The sequence below is a fragment of the Roseateles sp. P5_E1 genome (assembly GCF_054049335.1).
In genome coordinates this window covers 30580-46729 of sequence record NZ_JBFUMN010000013.1, presented here as the reverse complement: position 1 = coordinate 46729, position 16150 = coordinate 30580, and the positions used below count along the sequence as shown (strand labels likewise).

At 67.6% G+C, this 16150-nt stretch carries 12 protein-coding genes and 2 tRNA genes; 7 read left to right on the top strand and 7 right to left on the bottom strand.

Going from position 1 to position 16150, the window contains the following annotated elements:
• The first annotated feature begins 93 nt into the window (after window positions 1-93).
• Window positions 94-2928, top strand: a complete 2835-nt coding sequence (gene galA / locus ACXJKJ_RS13490; RefSeq protein ID WP_457390459.1) for a beta-galactosidase GalA — start codon at window positions 94-96, stop codon at window positions 2926-2928.
• A 98-nt stretch (window positions 2929-3026) separates the two neighbouring features.
• Window positions 3027-4787: a glycoside hydrolase family 9 protein gene (locus tag ACXJKJ_RS13485; RefSeq protein ID WP_457390505.1), complete on the top strand. Its 1761-nt coding sequence runs from the start codon at window positions 3027-3029 to the stop codon at window positions 4785-4787.
• Between the two features lie 63 nt (window positions 4788-4850).
• On the opposite strand, the gene ACXJKJ_RS13480 is transcribed toward ACXJKJ_RS13485, so the two are convergent.
• The 6 genes from ACXJKJ_RS13480 to ACXJKJ_RS13455 all read right to left on the bottom strand — a co-directional run bounded on the left by ACXJKJ_RS13480 (window position 4851) and on the right by ACXJKJ_RS13455 (window position 8580).
• Window positions 4851-4925, bottom strand: a tRNA-Val gene (locus ACXJKJ_RS13480).
• A 38-nt stretch (window positions 4926-4963) separates the two neighbouring features.
• Window positions 4964-5038 (bottom strand) — tRNA-Val (locus tag ACXJKJ_RS13475).
• A gap of 34 nt (window positions 5039-5072) precedes the next feature.
• Window positions 5073-5801, bottom strand: coding sequence for a DNA polymerase III subunit epsilon (gene dnaQ / locus ACXJKJ_RS13470; RefSeq protein ID WP_457353146.1), 729 nt, complete (start codon window positions 5799-5801; stop codon window positions 5073-5075).
• Window position 5802: 1 nt separating this feature from the next.
• A complete protein-coding gene (gene lgt, locus ACXJKJ_RS13465; protein WP_457390458.1) occupies window positions 5803-6618 on the bottom strand; it encodes a prolipoprotein diacylglyceryl transferase in 816 nt (271 codons plus the stop codon).
• 55 nt (window positions 6619-6673) lie between these two features.
• Window positions 6674-7651: a tetratricopeptide repeat protein gene (locus tag ACXJKJ_RS13460; protein ID WP_457390457.1), complete on the bottom strand. Its 978-nt coding sequence runs from the start codon at window positions 7649-7651 to the stop codon at window positions 6674-6676.
• A 74-nt stretch (window positions 7652-7725) separates the two neighbouring features.
• Complete coding sequence (locus ACXJKJ_RS13455) at window positions 7726-8580, bottom strand: LysR family transcriptional regulator (RefSeq protein ID WP_457390456.1); 855 nt, start codon at window positions 8578-8580, stop codon at window positions 7726-7728.
• Window positions 8581-8671: 91 nt separating this feature from the next.
• Between ACXJKJ_RS13455 and ilvD the strand changes: the two genes are divergently transcribed.
• Window positions 8672-10351: a dihydroxy-acid dehydratase gene (gene ilvD / locus ACXJKJ_RS13450; protein WP_457390455.1), complete on the top strand. Its 1680-nt coding sequence runs from the start codon at window positions 8672-8674 to the stop codon at window positions 10349-10351.
• 229 nt (window positions 10352-10580) lie between these two features.
• Here the strand turns inward: ilvD and ACXJKJ_RS13445 are convergent, their stop codons facing one another.
• A complete protein-coding gene (locus tag ACXJKJ_RS13445) occupies window positions 10581-10841 on the bottom strand; it encodes a TIGR04438 family Trp-rich protein (protein WP_056201434.1) in 261 nt (86 codons plus the stop codon).
• Between the two features lie 59 nt (window positions 10842-10900).
• Between ACXJKJ_RS13445 and ACXJKJ_RS13440 the strand changes: the two genes are divergently transcribed.
• The 4 genes from ACXJKJ_RS13440 to ACXJKJ_RS13425 all read left to right on the top strand — a co-directional run bounded on the left by ACXJKJ_RS13440 (window position 10901) and on the right by ACXJKJ_RS13425 (window position 16140).
• Window positions 10901-11203 (top strand): c-type cytochrome, encoded by a 303-nt coding sequence (locus tag ACXJKJ_RS13440; protein ID WP_056201431.1) that lies wholly within the window; start codon window positions 10901-10903, stop codon window positions 11201-11203.
• Between the two features lie 138 nt (window positions 11204-11341).
• Entirely contained in the window at window positions 11342-12712 is a 1371-nt protein-coding gene (locus ACXJKJ_RS13435) for an esterase-like activity of phytase family protein (protein WP_457390454.1), read from the top strand.
• A gap of 69 nt (window positions 12713-12781) precedes the next feature.
• Window positions 12782-13372, top strand: a complete 591-nt coding sequence (locus ACXJKJ_RS13430) for an ECF-type sigma factor (protein ID WP_457326558.1) — start codon at window positions 12782-12784, stop codon at window positions 13370-13372.
• Complete coding sequence (locus ACXJKJ_RS13425; protein WP_457390453.1) at window positions 13369-16140, top strand: protein kinase domain-containing protein; 2772 nt, start codon at window positions 13369-13371, stop codon at window positions 16138-16140. The genes ACXJKJ_RS13430 and ACXJKJ_RS13425 overlap by 4 nt, the downstream gene beginning before the upstream one ends.
• The last annotated feature ends 10 nt before the right edge of the window (window positions 16141-16150 follow it).

Here is a 16150-nt window from a genome sequence, read left to right as displayed (position 1 = left end):
GCATTTTTTCCTTTGACAAATCAAGCGCCTGGCTCGGACAGCCGCAGCAGCGCTTGCCTTGAATCAGCAGTTCGATCGACGGGAAACCAAGTTATGTCACGCGCGCCGCGCATTCTTCATTGGCTCAGCCTCATGCTCTTCGCGGCGCTCGCGCTCGCGGCTACTGCTGTCCAGGCCRCCGGCCGCGAACGCCTGTCACTCGACAGCGGCTGGCTTTTCCATCGCGGCGACGTCTCAATGCCCGTGGTCAAGGGTCACGGCATGAGCTATCACAACGGCAAGGCCAACGGCGCCTGGGGTGCGGCTGCCGCAGACTTCGATGATTCCGGCTGGCGGCGCCTGGACCTGCCGCATGACTGGGCCGTCGAGAACCCGTTCGACCGCAACGAGAACGCGTCTCAGGGCTATCGCCAGCGCGGCATCGGCTGGTACCGGCGCTATCTGCCGCTGCCCGAATCCGACCGCGGCCGCCACATCGAGCTGCAGTTCGACGCGGTCGCCACGCACAGCACGGTCTGGGTCAACGGCATCGTCGTCGACCGCAACTGGTCGGGCTACAACGGCCGCAGCATCGACATCACGCCCTATGTCCGTTACGGCGCCGACGCCAACACCATCGCCGTGCGCGTGGACGCCGACGCACAGGAAGGCTGGTGGTACGAAGGCGCCGGCATCTACCGCCACACCTGGCTGGTCAAGCGCGACGCGCTGCACATCGCCACCGACGGCCTGCATGCCAACCCGGTCCAGCGCAACGGTCGCTGGAGCCTTCCGGTCGAAGTGACGTTGCAAAGCAGCGCCAAGGCCGAGCGCAGCGGCACCATCGACGTGGTCGTGATCGATCCGTCGGGCCGCGAAGTGGCCAAGGGCAGCGCCCGAGCGCGGGTTGCCGCGCTCGAATCGGCCGTCGCCCACATCAAGCTCGACGTGCGCGAGCCCAAGCTGTGGTCGCTTGCGCAGCCCCACGTCTACCGTGTGCGCGCGACGCTGCGCGACGGCGCGAACGAACTCGACCGCACCGAAACGCAGACCGGCTTCCGGTCCATCCGCTTCGACGCGGACCGCGGCTTCTTCCTCAACGACCAATCGGTCAAGCTGCAGGGCGTCTGCGTCCACCAGGATCACGCCGGCGTCGGTGTCGCCGTGCCCGAAGCCATCTGGGAGTTCCGGCTGCGTCGCCTCAAGGAGATGGGTACCAACGCGATCCGCTTCTCGCACAACGCGCCGGCGGCCGAGGTGCTGGACATCGCCGACCGCCTGGGCCTGCTCGTCATGGACGAGAACCGCCACTTCAACCCCTCGCCCGACTACCTGAAGCAGCTGACGTGGATGGTGCGGCGCGACCGCAATCATCCGAGCGTGATCCTGTGGTCCATCTTCAACGAGGAGCCTCTGCAGAGCACCGAGCCCGGCTATGAGATGGCGCGCCGCATGGTTTCCGAGATCAAGAAGCTTGACCCGACGCGGCCAGTGACGGGCGCCATGCACGGCGGCCTGTTCACCGACCTGAACGCCGCGGATGCGCTCGACGTCGTCGGCGTGAACTACCAGATCAGCGCCTACGACCCTTATCACAAGAAGCACCCGAAGCGCCCGATGACGAGCACCGAGGACACCGCGGCCTACATGACGCGTGGCGAGTTCGCCAGCGACCGCGCCGGCCAGGTGTTCGGCAGCTACGACGACGAGCCCTCGTCCTGGGGCAACACTCACCGCCAGGCCTGGCGCGCCATCGGCGAGCGGCCCTTCATCGCCGGCAGCTTCATCTGGACGGGCATCGACTACCGCGGCGAACCCACGCCGTATGAGTGGCCCAGCGTCGGCTCCTTCTTCGGCGCGATGGACCTGGCCGGGTTCGCCAAGACGGCGTTCTGGATCCACCAGGCCCAGTGGGTCAAGGATCGCCCGGTCGTCAAGTTGGTGCCGCACTGGAACTGGACCGGGCGCGAAGGCCAGGCCGTGCACGTGATGGTCGCCAGCAACGCGCCGCGCGTGCGCCTGCTGCTCAACGGCACGGCCGTCGGCGAGCAGGATGTCGACCCCTATGAAATGGCGCACTTCAAGGTGGCCTATGCGCCGGGACGCATCGAGGCCGTGGCCCTGCAAGACGGCAAGGAGATCGCACGCGATGCGGTTGAGACCAGCGGAGCGCCCACCCGCCTCGTGCTGACGCCGGACCGCAAGGCGCTGATCGGCGACGGGCTGGATGCCATGCCGGTGACGGTCAGCGTCGTCGACGCCCAAGGGCGACCAGTGCCGACGGCGAACGCCCACGTGCGCTTCGAGATCGATGGCCAGGCCAGCATCATTGGCGTCGGCAACGGCGACCCGAACTCCCACGAGCCCGACAAGGCCAGCGAGCGCAGCCTGTTCAACGGCCTGGCCCAACTTATCGTGCAGGGCCGGCGCGATGGCCGCGGTGAGCTGAAGCTGCGCGCCGTCGCCGAGGGCCTGCAGGCCGCCGAAGTCGTGCTGGCACTGCAGCCCGCCCCAGCGCCGCCGAGCGTGCCGACCGCCGAGCCGACGACGCCGCTGCTGGGCTGGCGCGTCTCGCCGGCCTACGCCACCCGGCCCGACCCCAACGTCGTGCTGGCCGAGACCGACATGAACTCCTGGGGTTGGGACGAGCCGCCGATGCGCCATGACGCTGGGGCGAAATCCTTCCGTCTGTACCGCAGCAGCGTGTCGGTGCGTGCGGATCGCAACGACGGCCGCGCGCAACTGGGCTTCGGCAGCATTGCCGGCAAGGCCGAGGTCTGGGTGGACGGCGTCAAGCTGGGCGAGAAGAACACCGTCGAGCCCGCACAATTTGCCGTGACCCTGCCCCAGGGCGGGCCGCGCCGCCAGGTGACCGTGCTGGTCGAAGCAGCGCCGGGCCAGCCCTCGGGCCTGTGGGGTCGCGTGGTGCTCGAGCCAGGGGTACGCTGAACCGGCGCCGCCCGCTCACCCTCGGGCATTTCCGATGGCCGCGTTCCGGGCGGGCGTGGCGTCGCCGACAACATCGAACGGGAATTCCTGCCTTGAACGTGAACCTTCGCGCGCCGCTGGCGCTCTGCCTGGCCTGCGTCCTGAGTCTTGCCGGCTGTAGCACGCCGTCGCACAGCCCCATCGCGCAGCCGCAACAGTCCGCTGAGATCGACACCCAGGCCATACAGCTGAACCAGGTGGGCTATCTGCCCGAGAGCGCGAAATGGGCAGTGCTGCGCGATGTGCCCGTGAGCAGCTTTGCGCTGGTCGACGCAGTGACTGGACAAGAAGTCTGGCGCGGCCCGCTGCGCAGCGCGCAACGCTGGGAGGCGGCGCAGGAGGCACTGCGCCTGGCCGACTTCTCTGCCTGGCGTCAGCCCGGCCGATACCGGCTGAAGGTTGCAGGGCTTGCGCCTTCAGCTCCTTTCGTCATCGCGGCAGACGCCTATGTGTCGCTGAATGCCGCCGCGCTCAAGTTCTTCTACTACAACCGCGCCAGCATCGCGCTCGACCCTGTCCACGCGGGTGTCTGGGCGAGGCCCGCAGGTCATCCGGACGACCGCGTGCTTGTTCATGCGTCAGCCGCTGGCCCTGGCCGGCCTGAGGRCACCGTCTTCTCAGCGCCAAAGGGTTGGTATGACGCTGGCGACTACAACAAGTACATCGTCAACTCCGGCATCACCGTCTACACGCTGCTGGCGGCCTATGAACATTTCCCGGCCTTCTTCGATGCGCAGCGCCTGACCATCCCCGAGAGCGGCAACGGCCTGCCGGACGTTCTCGATGAAGCACTGTGGAACCTGGAGTGGATGCTGTCCATGCAGGACCCGGTCGATGGCGGCGTCTATCACAAGCTCACCGACAAAGGCTTTGACGGCATCGTGATGCCCCATGAGGCCCGGCACGACCGCTATGTCGTGATGAAGGCGACGGCGGCCACACTCGACTTCGCCGCCGTCATGGCACAGGCCAGCCGCGTATTCGCTGCGTTCGAGGCGCAGCGCCCGGGGTTGTCGGCACGCATGATGACCGCCTCCAAGCGTGCCTGGGACTGGGCCAAAGCGCATCCCGACGTCATCTACCGCCAGCCGGCCGACATCCACACCGGCGGTTATGACGACAACCAACTGGCTGACGAACTTGCCTGGGCCGCCGCAGAGCTCTACATCAGCACACGCGAGGACGGCTATTGGCACGCGCTCAAGCAAGCCGTGCCGCGCATCGAGATTCCGGGCTGGAGCAGCGTCGGGGCGCTGGCATGGGTAAGCCTCGCCCAGCATCGCGACCGATTGACCCCGGTAGCGGACCGCAGGCTCATCGAGGGCCAGATCCGGTCCTTGGCCACCGCGCTCGCCGAGCGTTGGGATCGATCGCCCTATCGCCTGGCCATGCAGACCGAGGACTTCATCTGGGGCAGCAATGCCGTGGCCCTGAACCAGGCCTTGATGCTCATTCAGGGATACCGCCTCGGCAGTGACCGCCGCATGCTCGATGCCGCACAGTCGGCACTTGACTTTGTTCTCGGGCGGCACCCCAGCGGATATGCCATGGTGACCGGCTTCGGAACGCGCTCGCCGCTGCATCCGCACCACCGTCCGTCTGGCGCGATGCCGCGACAGCCGCCGGTACCCGGCATGATCGTCGGCGGCCCGAACCCCGGCTCGGGCGACGATTGCCCCGGCGCCTATCCTTCCAAGGTGCCGGCCAAGGCCTACCTCGACGCCTTGTGCAGCTACACCACCAACGAGATCGCGATCAACTGGAACGCACCGCTGGTGTACGTATCAGCGGCCGTTCAGACGCTGACTCCCAAGCCATGAGTCACAAGCCGCGCATCGCACAAACGACAAACCCGGCTCAAGGCCGGGTCTGACGATTCGGATTGGTGGGCGGTGCAGGTTTCGAACCTGCGACCCCCACAGTGTGAATGTGGTGCTCTACCCCTGAGCTAACCGCCCAATCCTGAAAACTGAATCCACCGCAACTCCAAGAGTCTTGGTGGGCGGTGCAGGTTTCGAACCTGCGACCCCCACAGTGTGAATGTGGTGCTCTACCCCTGAGCTAACCGCCCCGAAAGCGAATCTCGACTTCCGCGAAGCCCGCGATTATGCCATGGGTTGAGCGGGCTCCAGCACTCGCCACTTGCAGGCGCCACCGGCGGCCTTGTCGAGGTCGGCAAGCAATTTCTCATGCGCCGCGGCCTCGGCTTCGCTGGCGTGCAGCACCGGCAGCACGAAGCGGCACAGGTCCACGGCCTCGATGGCGGCGTGGCTGTCGCCGCTGGCGTTGTCGCCATGCTCGTCCATCAACAGCGCGTCCTGGCCACGCGTCAGGCGGATGTAGACGTCGGCCAGCAGTTCGGCGTCCAGCAGCGCGCCGTGCAGCACGCGCTTGGTGTTGTCGACCTCGAGACGGCGGCACAACGCGTCCAGCGAATTGGCCTTGCCGGGAAAGAGGTCGCGCGCCATCAGCAGCGTGTCGCGCACGCCGCCCACATGGTCGGTCAGCACGCCGCGCTTCAGGCGCTTGAGCTCGGCATTGATGAAGCCGATGTCAAACGGCGCGTTGTGAATGACCAGCTCGGCGCCGGCCAGGAAGGCCAGCAGTTGGTCGACGATCTCGGCGAACTTGGGCTTGTCCGACAGGAAGGCCTCGGTCAGCCCGTGCACCCGCAGCGCGTCCTCGTGGCTGGCGCGCTCGGGGTTGATGTAGAGGTGCAGGTGGTTGCCGGTGAGCTGGCGGTTGACCATTTCGACGCAGCCGACCTCGATGACGCGGTCGCCCTTGTCGGCCTCCAGGCCGGTGGTTTCGGTGTCGAAGAAGATCTGTCTCATGTCAACCTTGGACCGGCCTTTGATTGCGCTTGGTGGCCCAGGCAAAGATGGCGGCACCAACGATGACCATTGGCAGGCTCAGCCACTGTCCCTGGCTCCAGCTCAGCGCGCGCAGGCCGAGGAAGTCATCGGGCTCACGGAAGTATTCGGCCACGAAGCGCAGCGCGCCATAGCCCATCATGAAGACGCCGGAGATCTGCCCGGTCGCGCGTGGCTTGCGGGCATAGAGCCACAGGATGATGAAAAGCAGCAGGCCTTCGCCCGCTGCCTGGTAGAGCTGGGAAGGATGGCGGGCAATGCCGCCGTCATTGGCCTGGGGAAAGATCATGGCCCAGGGCAGGTCGGCCGGCGCCGGCCGACCCCACAGCTCGCCATTGACGAAGTTGCCCAGGCGCACGGCCATGATGCCGGTCGGCACGCAGGGCGCGATCAGGTCTGACACCTCGAAGAAGCTGCGGCCGCGACGGCGCCCGAACAGGTACAGGCCCAGCAGCACGCCGAGCAGGCCGCCGTGGAAAGACATGCCGCCATCCCAGACCCGGATGATCTCGGTCAGGTGATGGACGTAGTAACCGGGCTTGTAAAAGAAGCAGTACCCCAAGCGTCCGCCCAGCACGACGCCCAGCACGCCGTAGAACAGCACGTCGTCCACGTCCCGCTTGGTCCAGCCCACGGCTGCGTGCTGGGGCATGCGCGAGCGCAGCGTAGCCAGCCACAGGAAGAGGCCAAAGGCGATCAGGTAGGTGATGCCATACCAATGGATGCCGCCGGAACCGATGTGGACGGCGATGGGGTCGAACTGAGGATGAACCAGCATGGCCCGATGGGAAGAAGAGCGGCCGGCATCATAGCCAGCGCACCGCCCTGCCCTGTCAAGCCAGGCCGGCCAGCAGTTTCTTCGCCTCGTCGACGTTGCGCGGATTGGCGCGCTTGTTCTGCACGAAGCGCTCTAGCGCCGCCCTGGCACCGGCCTTGTCGCCCTTGGCGATCAGGGCCTGGCCCAGGCGATGGTCGATGGGCATGCGCTCCGCACCTTCCAGGGCCCGCGCGCGCTCGAAGGCCTTGACGGCTTCATCGAGCTGGCCCTGCTCCGTCAGCACACGGCCCAGGCCATAGGGGCCGGCGGCGTGGCCGGGATAGTCGCGCTGCAGGGCCTCGAAGATGCCGCGGGCCTTGGGCAGGTTCTTCTGCTCCATGAGCTCGAAACCCAGGCGCGTCCACTGGCCGCGCAGCTCGCGAACCACCGTGCGGTCGTCGCCCGGTTTGGCGCTGGCCAACTCGCGCTCGGCGCCGGCCCAATCCTTGTCGTTCATGGCGAGCATGGCGCGCAGCAGCTTGGCCTGCTCGGGCTGGCGTGGCTGCGCCTCCGCGGCCAGCTCCTTGGCCTTGGCCGTGCTGCCGCCGGCAAAGCCGGGCGCCATCAGATAGAACTGGGTCAGGCCGCTGCGTGCCTCGAACAGCGCCGGATCGAGCTCGACGGCCTTGGCGAACTGCTCCTTGGTCTTGCTCGCCAGGCCAGGCATCTTGAAGACGCTGGCCGCCATGGCCTGCTGGCCGTAGACGCGCCCAAGGGCATAGCTGCAGACGGCCTGCGGGCGCTTCTCTGAGCAGTTTTGCAAGGCAGGGATGGCTGCCTCCAACCGGGCACCGTCGTTGTCGTCGACGGCGGCCATGGCGAGAGCGACAGCGGCCTGGTCGTCATCACCCTTGGCTTTGGCGGCGCGCACGAGGTCGGCGGTCTTGCCGGCATCCAGCCACGCCTGCCATTGCGGGTCCTTGAGCAGGTCGGCCTGGGCGGCGCCGGCCAGCAGGGCCAGGGCGAGGGGGAGGGGGAGCAGGCGAAGGGTCATGCAGGGGTCTCCAGAGTGTGAATTCGTTAACGTTGCAGCAGCATCCACGGAGACACGGGTTTTTACGCATGACTTCAGGCATGGGTGCGCACGTGCTCGACGAAGCGCGCGACGACGGGCGGCGCATCGGCACGCCAGATCAGGCTGGTCTCGACCTGCGGCGCACGGGGCAGCGCACGATAGGTCACGCCAGCCCGTTGCAGGCCCTGCAGGCTGGCCGGCACCCAGGCCACGCCGATGGCGGCCGACACGAGGTTGACGATGGTCTGCATCTGGATGGCCTCCTGGGCCACGCCGGCGCTGCCGTGGTGGGCCAGGATGGCGTCGTACAGCGACGGCGCGACCTCGCGCGGAAAGATCACCAGCGGCGCGGCGCGGCATTGCACGTCGGTCGGCGTTTCGTCGCTGCTGGGCAGGGCCAGCACCAGCGGTTCGATACCGATCGACAGGCGTTGGAAGCCCACCGGCGCAGCGCCGGGCGTGTGGATGACGAAGCCGGCGTCGATGCTGCCGGCTTCGAACTCGCGCAGCTGCACGTCCAGCGTCGCCTCGCGCAGCGCCAGGGCCACCTGCGGGCAGGCCTCGCGGAAGGAGCGCAGCCATAGCGGCAGGCCGCCGAAGCCGACAGTCGACACAAAGGCCAGGCGCAGTCGCCCGGCCAGGCCGTCAGCCACCGCCCTCACCTCGGCCGGCAGCGCGGCGGCCTCAAGCAGCAGCTTCTGCGCCGACGCCTGCAATGCCGCGCCGGCCGGCGTCAGACGCACGCTGCGGCTGCTGMGCTCGAACAGCTGCACACCGAGCTGGGCCTCCAGCTTGCGAACGGCCTGGGTCAGCGGCGGCTGGCTCATGTGCAGGCGCTCGGCGGCACGGCCGAAGTGCAGCAACTCGGCCACGGCGAGGAATTGCTGGAGGGGGCGCAGTTCGATCATTGATTCACCACGCATATCAATTCAGAGTGAACAATATATTTGAAAAGCAAACTCAGGCGCGCCAAACTGCCGGCTTCTCCAGGAGACCGTCATGAGCTTCAACCGCCGCAGCAAGAACATCACCGAGGGCGTGGCCCGTGCGCCCAACCGTTCCATGTACTACGGCATGGGCTACCAGGAGAGTGACTTCGGCAAGCCCATGATCGGCATCGCCAACGGCCACTCCACCATCACGCCCTGCAACTCCGGCCTGCAAAAGCTTGCCGACGCCGCTGTCATCGGCCTGAAGGCCGCCGGCGCCAACGCCCAGTTGTTCGGCACGCCGACCATTTCCGATGGCATGGCCATGGGCACCGAGGGCATGAAGTACTCGCTGGTGTCGCGTGAGGTCATCTCCGACTGCGTGGAGACCTGCGTGGGCGGCCAGTGGCTGGACGGCGTCATGGTCATCGGCGGCTGCGACAAGAACATGCCCGGCGGCATGATGGGCATGCTGCGTGCCAATGTGCCGGCCATCTACATCTACGGCGGCACCATCAAGCCCGGCCACTACAAGGGCCAGGACCTCAATATCGTCAGCGTCTTCGAGGCCGTGGGCCAGTTCAGCGCCGGCAAGATGAGCGAGGAAGATTTCTGCCAGATCGAGAAGCTCGCCATCCCCGGCAGCGGCTCCTGCGGCGGCATGTACACGGCCAACACCATGAGCTCGGCCTTCGAGGCGCTGGGCATGAGCCTGCCCTACTCGTCCAGCATGTCCAACGTCGAAGACGAGGTGGTCGAGAACGTCCGCCTGGCGGCCGACTACCTGGTGGAGGCCGTCAAGGCCGACCTGAAGCCGCGCGACATCGTCACCAAGAAGGCGATCGAGAACGCCGTCGCCGTCATCATGGCCACGGGCGGTTCAACCAACGCGGTGCTGCACTTCCTGGCCATCGCCCACGCGGCCGAGGTGGACTGGACCATCGACGACTTCGAGCGCATGCGCAAGAAGATCCCGGTGCTGTGCAACCTCAAGCCCAGCGGCAAATACCTGGCCGTGGACCTGCACAAGGCCGGCGGCGTGCCAGCGGTCATGAAGGAATTGCTGGCTGCCGGGCTGCTGCACGGCGACTGCATCACCATCACGGGCAAGACCGTGGCCGAGAACCTGGCCGACGTTCCCGCCTTGAGCGCCGACCAGGACGTCATCCAGCCCGTCGTCAAGCCCATCTACGCCGAAGGCCACCTGGCCATCCTGCGAGGCAATCTCTCGCCCGAAGGCTGCGTGGCCAAGATCACCGGCCTCAAGACGCCCGTGATGACGGGCCCGGCGCGGGTCTTCGATGACGAACAGAGCGCGCTGGCCGCCATCATGGCCAACAAGATCGTGGCCGGCGACGTCATGGTGCTGCGCTATCTCGGCCCCAAGGGCGGCCCCGGCATGCCGGAGATGCTGGCCCCGACTGGCGCGCTGATCGGCCAGGGCCTGGGCGAGAGCGTCGGCCTCATCACCGACGGCCGCTTCTCGGGGGGCACCTGGGGCATGGTGGTCGGCCATGTGGCGCCGGAGGCCTATGAAGGCGGCGTCATCGCGCTGGTGCAGGAGGGTGACTCCATCACCATCGACGCCCATCAACTGGTGCTGAACCTCAATGTCGGCGACGACGAGCTGGCCAAGCGCCGTGCGGCCTGGCTGCAGCCCAAGCCGCGCTACACGCGGGGCGTGTTGGCCAAATTTGCGAAGAACGCTTCGAGCGCGAGTTCGGGTGCGGTTTTGGACAAGTTTGAGTGAGGGGTTCCGGGCCGAGCGCCGGGCCGCTCCCTAGCCGGCCCGTCATGGCGATTTGCTTGCCGGTCAATCCGGCAAGCATCGCCGTCCCCCCGGGGGGCTGAGGCCGGACACGGCAAGTCCTGTGGACTTGTCGTGCCTGCCGAAGAGCAGCCGCTCCGTCGGCTGCGCGGTCTGCAAGACCGACCAGGCTCGCCCGCGTTCAGCGGCGCGAGGCTGGGCGAGGGGCACGTCAGCGCTTCTTCTTCGCCCCGGGCTTGCCTTGCCCCAGCCCTTCCATCAGTTCCTCGCGCCGGGCCGCCTTCTTGGCGTCCAGGGCATTCATCGCCTTCTTCTGCGTCAGGCCGCTGGAGTCCGCCCAGGCCCACCAGACCGCGGCCAGCACAAAGGGCGACAGCACGATGATCCAGGCCCAGAAGTCGTCCTTGTGGAACTGCACCCAGCCGCCGAGCCGCAGCACGATCAAGAGCACGCCGATCAATACGAAACCCATGCGGGCTCTCCTTCAGGTATCTTTGCAACCACTGTAGTCCAACGCCCCGAAAGGTTCGCATGAAGAATGCTTTGATCCTCAGCCTCGCCCTCGTCGTCGCTCCCGCCGCCTTCGCCACCCAGGAGCTGGCGCAGAAAAAGAACTGCATGGCCTGCCATGCGCTGGACAAGAAGCTCGTCGGCCCGGCCTACAAGGACGTGGCGGCCAAGTACGCCAAGGACAAGGACGCCTACAAGAAGCTGGCCGAGAAGATCCAGAAGGGCGGCTCCGGCGTCTGGGGCCCCGTGCCCATGCCAGCCAACACCCAGGTCAGCCCGGCCGAGGCCGAGACGCTGGCCAAGTGGGTGTTGACGGTCAAATAAGGCCGTCACCCTTTTGAAAACAGGCCCTGAGGGGCCTGTTCTGCTTTCCGGGTGGTGCGACGCGTCACTGGCGCGTCACGGCGGCTGCCAAGAATCCGCGCCGCGCAGGCTGTTCTGCGCGCAGCCACGGCATCGCCCATGAACTCCATTTGCCCACTGAAGCCCGCCGCGCTCGCGACGGCCGTCCTTGCCCTGTTCGCCGCCAGCACTGCCCAGGCCGCCTCGGCCACGCTGGAAGGCTGGGCCCTGATGCCGGCCAACACCTTCGCCGAAGGTCCGACCACCGGCCAGTTCGCCAGCGGCGCCGGAGGTAACTCGCTGCCGCTGCTGAACAAGCAATCCGTGCAAGGTTTCTCCGCCGTACTGGCCGGCCCTGCCGCTGGCACCTACCTCTTCATGCCCGACAACGGCTTCGGCGCCAAGGAAAACTCGGCCGACGCACTGCTGCGCATGTACGCCGTCACACCCAACTTCAAGACGGCCACGGGCGGCACCGGTACGGTCTCGGCCGCCAACTTCAACAGCGGCGCCAGCATGGGCGGTTTCACGTCTGGCAGCTACGTCACGCTGTCCGATCCAAACCAGTTGCTGTCGCTGAAGATCCAGGCCGACTACACGCGCTACTACAACACGGCAGCCAACCCGCTGGTCGACCCCAGCATCCGCAGCGGCCGCCAGCTGACCGGCGCCGACCTGGACATCGAGTCGGTGCGCAAGGACAAGAACGGCAACCTGTGGTTCGGCGATGAGTTCGGTCCCTACCTGATCAAGACCAACGCCAAGGGCGAAGTGCTGCGCCGCGAGATTGGCATGCTGGGCGTGGCGTCGCCGCAGAACGAGGCGGTCGTGAACGGCACCATCGGCGCGACGCTGGGCCGCTCCAACGGCTTCGAAGGCATGGCCATCAACCCGAACGGCGACCGCCTCTACACACTGCTGGAAGGCAAGGTCACGGGCGACCCGGCGAAGACGCTGCGCATCAACGCCTTCGATGTGGGCACCGAGAGCTACACCGGCCAGCAATGGAACTACAAGCTCGACGGCGCCGGCACCAACATCGGTGACATGACGGCCATCAACGACCACGAGTTCCTCATCATCGAGCGCAACGGCGCTACGGCCACCAGCGGGGGCACGCCGTTCAAGAAGATCTTCAAGGTCGACCTGAACCAGTTGGACGGCAGCGGCAACCTCGTCAAGAGCGAGATCATCGACCTGATGAACATCGCCGACCCGCACGATCTGAACGGCGACGGCAGCAGCGCCTTCACCTTTCCGTTCACGACCATCGAGAGTGTGCTCATCCTGGACGCCCACACCCTGCTGGTCGCCAATGACAACAACTACCCCGGCACGGGCGGCCGCAACCTGGGTTCGGACAACACCGAGTTTCTGAAGATCCACCTCGACCAGGCGCTCAATGTGTCGGCGGTGCCGGAGCCGGGCAGCGTAGCCCTGTCGTTGGGTGGCCTGGGTCTGCTGGCTCTGAAGCTGCGGCGTCGCCGCTGAGCCGGGCAAAGGCCCTCGCGGCCACAGCCCGCCGATGCGAAACTTGCGCGATGCAAGTCGCATTGGCACATGGCTGAGGTCACTGAACTGCTGCGCGGTGTGGCGGCGGGCGAGCCCGGCGCCGCCGACCAGCTCTACAGCCTGCTCTACCCTGAGCTGAGCCGGCTTGCCCGGCGCCATTTGCACGCAGTGGGCCCCGTCACCCTGGACCCGCCCGCGCTCATCCACGAGCTGTGGCTGCGCACACGCGGCATGGTGGTGCCGGCCTATCGCGCGCAGTTTTTCGCCCTAGCCAGCCGCGTCATGCGAAGCGTGGTGGTGGATCAGTTGCGCCGCCGCCATGCCGACAAGCGCGGTGGCGGGGTGGCCGAGGTGACGCTGAACACGTCGGCCCTGCTGGAGTTCGCCGCGACACCCGAGGGCGAGCCGGTGACCTCGCCATCGTCGCAGGCTGCGCAAGGCATGGACCCGATTCGCCTCGACGAGGCCTTGAACGCACTCGCGGCCATCGACGAGCGCGCCCACCGGGTGGTCGAGATGCGCTTCTACGGCGGCATGACCCAGGACGAGATTGCCGATTTGCTGGGCGTCTCAGTCCCGACCGTCAAGCGCGACTGGCGCCGGGCGCGCGCCTTCCTGTTCGAGCAACTCAGGGGATGAACACCGAACGCGCCAGCATCGGGCCCTGGCGCGACGCCATGGCCTTGTTCGACGCCTGGCTCGACGCCGATGCCAGCGAACGGGCCGAGCTGTTGGCGCAGGCCCAGGCCGACACGGTGCGGCACCAAAAACTGCTCGCGCTGATTGCTGCCGACGCGTCTGCCGAGATGCAGCAGTTCATGCCCGAGGTCAAGCCGCCGGCGGTGCAGGCCCATGCCGGGCAGCGCCTCGGTCCCTGGAAGCTGCTGGAGCCGATTGGCAGCGGCGGCATGGGCGAGGTCTGGCTGGCCGAACGCAGTGACGGGCTCTACGACGCCCAGGCAGCGATCAAGCTGTTGCATGCCCGCGCCACCACGCCCGCGCAACGCGCCCGCTTCGCCCGGGAGGGCGAGCTGCTCGCGAGGCTTGGGCATCCGCACATCGCGCGCCTGTTGGATGCCGGTGTGCAGCCGGACGGCGCACGCTATCTGGTGCTGGAATACGTGGCCGGCGCTCAGATTGATGACTGGTGTGACGTCCGTCGCGTCGGTCTGGCACAGCGGCTCGCGCTCTTCCTGCAGGTCTGCGAGGCCGTGGCGTACGCGCATGCCCACCTGGTGGTGCACCGCGACCTCAAGCCCGCCAACCTGCTGGTGAGCGAGGACGGCCAGGTCAAGCTGCTCGACTTCGGCGTCGCCAAGCTGCTGGCCGACGACACGGGTCCCGACAGCGACCTCACCCGGGCCGCCGCCGCGGGCCTGACACCCGCCTACGCCGCACCCGAGCAACTCACCGGCGGCGCCATCAGCACGGCCACCGACGTCTATGCCCTGGGTGTGCTGCTGTTCCAGTTGCTCAGCGGCCAGCGCCCCTATGCCGGCACCGACAGCACGCCGGCGCAGTGGGTGCGCGACATCGTCGAGGCCGAGCCCCTGTCGCTTTCCCGGGCTCAGCCCAGCGTGCAGGCCGCTGCGGCGCGGGGCACTTCAGCAGCCCAGCTGGCCCGGGCCCTGCGCAGCGATCTGGCCTTCATCACGGCGCGCGCCCTGCGCAAGCAACCCGGCGCGCGCTACCCCTCGGTGCAGGCCCTGGCCGAGGATGTGCAACGCTACCTGCGCCACGAACCGGTCAGCGCCCGGGCCGGGGATTGGCGCTACCGGGCCGCACGCTTCGTGCGCCGCAACCGACTCGCCGTGGCCGGCAGCGTGCTGCTGGCGTCGGCGCTGGCGGCCGGCGTCGGCGCCACACTCTGGCAGGCCGACAGGGCCCGGCATCAGGCCGTGCTGGCGCAAACCGAGGCCGCCAAGGCCACGGCCATCAAGGACTTCCTCCTCAAGTCCTTCAACACGGCGCAGATCGGCCAGCGAACCCAGGCCAACGGTGCCGCGACCACCGTGCTGCAGCTGATCGAAAGCGGTGGTGCCGAACTGCTCAAGGACGACCTCAAGATCGACCCGGAGGCACGCCTGGAACTGCTGACCGCGCTCGGGGAACTGCAGCGCATCAACGGCCTGCATGCGCAGGCCGAGCCCCTGCAGCTCAAAGCGCTCGAACTGGCCAAGCAGCATTTCGGCGCGACCAGTGAGAAGTACGTCTACGCCCTGGTCGAGCGCGCCACCAACCTGCCCAAGCTGGGGCGGCGCGCTGAATCCAACCAGCTCTACGACGACGCCATTGCCCTGATGGAGAGGATCGGCCAGCAACACACCGAGAGCTACCCCTTTGCGCTGTGGATGCGCGGCGTGAACGCCTATCGCACCGACCAGTACGAACTTGCATTGAGCCTGTTTGAGCGCGCCGAACTCGCCTGCCGTCAACACCGGCCCCACGACGCCACCCACGCCTTCGCCCTGCAGTGGCAGGCCAACGTGCATTCGATGCGCGACCAGTTCGATGCGGCGCAGGCCGCCCTGACGAAGGCGCTTGCGCTCACGCCCAGTGCCGAGCACCCGGAGCAGGCCGAGGCGCTGCTGCAGCTCTACCTGGGCGACCTGCAAACCCGCCGGGGCGAGATGGAACAAGCGCTGGCAGCCTACGACCGGGCGCTCTCCCTCATGCAGCGCACCGACAGCGGCCGCAACCCGGACCGCGTGGTCGTGCTCGTCAATGCCGCGCGGGCGCGCCATGAGCTGGGCCAGCCCGAAGCGGCCAGGGCGGAGCTGCGCGAGGCGCTGGCGCTGGCGCAGCACCACCCGACGGGTGAGCCCGGCCGAACCCTGAGCGATCGCGTCCTGTCGGCCCAGGTGGCACTCGACCTGGCCGATGGCAACGCGGCTGCCGCCCTGGTCGCCGCACGCCAATTGGCCGCACGCTGGCCGGCCGACGCCACGGGTTCGAGCTACGCCGCCAACCGGATGCTCCTGGCCGAGGCCGAGCGGCAAGCCGGGCAGCCCGCGCTGGCGCGCCAGGCGGCCGAGCGCGCCGCAGCGATCTACGAGGCTGCGGGCAGCGACACCCTGCTGGCGAGGCAGGCCCGGTTGGTGCTGGCCGAAGTCCTGGCACGGCAAGGCGATGCCGCAGCATCGGAACAGTTCCGCAGGGTGCTTGAAACCGCCCGTGCAGACTCCGCGACACCGCCGCGCTCCAGGCAGTTGCAGAAGGCCCGCGCCCTGGCCGGCCTGGCCCGCCTGAGCCTGTCGACCCGCCCGCAGGAAGCCGCACGCCTGGCTCGCGAGGGCAGCGCTCTGCTGCCCGCTCCAGTCACCCTGCGAGAACGCCAGGTCCTGTCACAGTTGCAGGAGACCGAAGCCAAGGGCGTCAAGCAGGGGTCCGCAGTGCCCGGGGCCTGACCGCACGGTT

Excerpts from the sequence above, each read along its gene's own strand:
- dnaQ (WP_457353146.1), bottom strand. The coding sequence starts at position 5,801 with ATGAGACAGATCTTCTTCGACACCGAAACCACCGGCCTGGAGGCCGAC.
- lgt (WP_457390458.1), bottom strand. The coding sequence starts at position 6,618 with ATGCTGGTTCATCCTCAGTTCGACCCCATCGCCGTCCACATCGGTTCC.
- ACXJKJ_RS13460 (WP_457390457.1), bottom strand. The coding sequence starts at position 7,651 with ATGACCCTTCGCCTGCTCCCCCTCCCCCTCGCCCTGGCCCTGCTGGCC.
- ilvD (WP_457390455.1), top strand. The coding sequence starts at position 8,672 with ATGAGCTTCAACCGCCGCAGCAAGAACATCACCGAGGGCGTGGCCCGT.
- ACXJKJ_RS13445 (WP_056201434.1), bottom strand. The coding sequence starts at position 10,841 with ATGGGTTTCGTATTGATCGGCGTGCTCTTGATCGTGCTGCGGCTCGGC.
- ACXJKJ_RS13440 (WP_056201431.1), top strand. The coding sequence starts at position 10,901 with ATGAAGAATGCTTTGATCCTCAGCCTCGCCCTCGTCGTCGCTCCCGCC.
- ACXJKJ_RS13435 (WP_457390454.1), top strand. The coding sequence starts at position 11,342 with ATGAACTCCATTTGCCCACTGAAGCCCGCCGCGCTCGCGACGGCCGTC.
- ACXJKJ_RS13430 (WP_457326558.1), top strand. The coding sequence starts at position 12,782 with ATGGCTGAGGTCACTGAACTGCTGCGCGGTGTGGCGGCGGGCGAGCCC.
- ACXJKJ_RS13425 (WP_457390453.1), top strand. The coding sequence starts at position 13,369 with ATGAACACCGAACGCGCCAGCATCGGGCCCTGGCGCGACGCCATGGCC.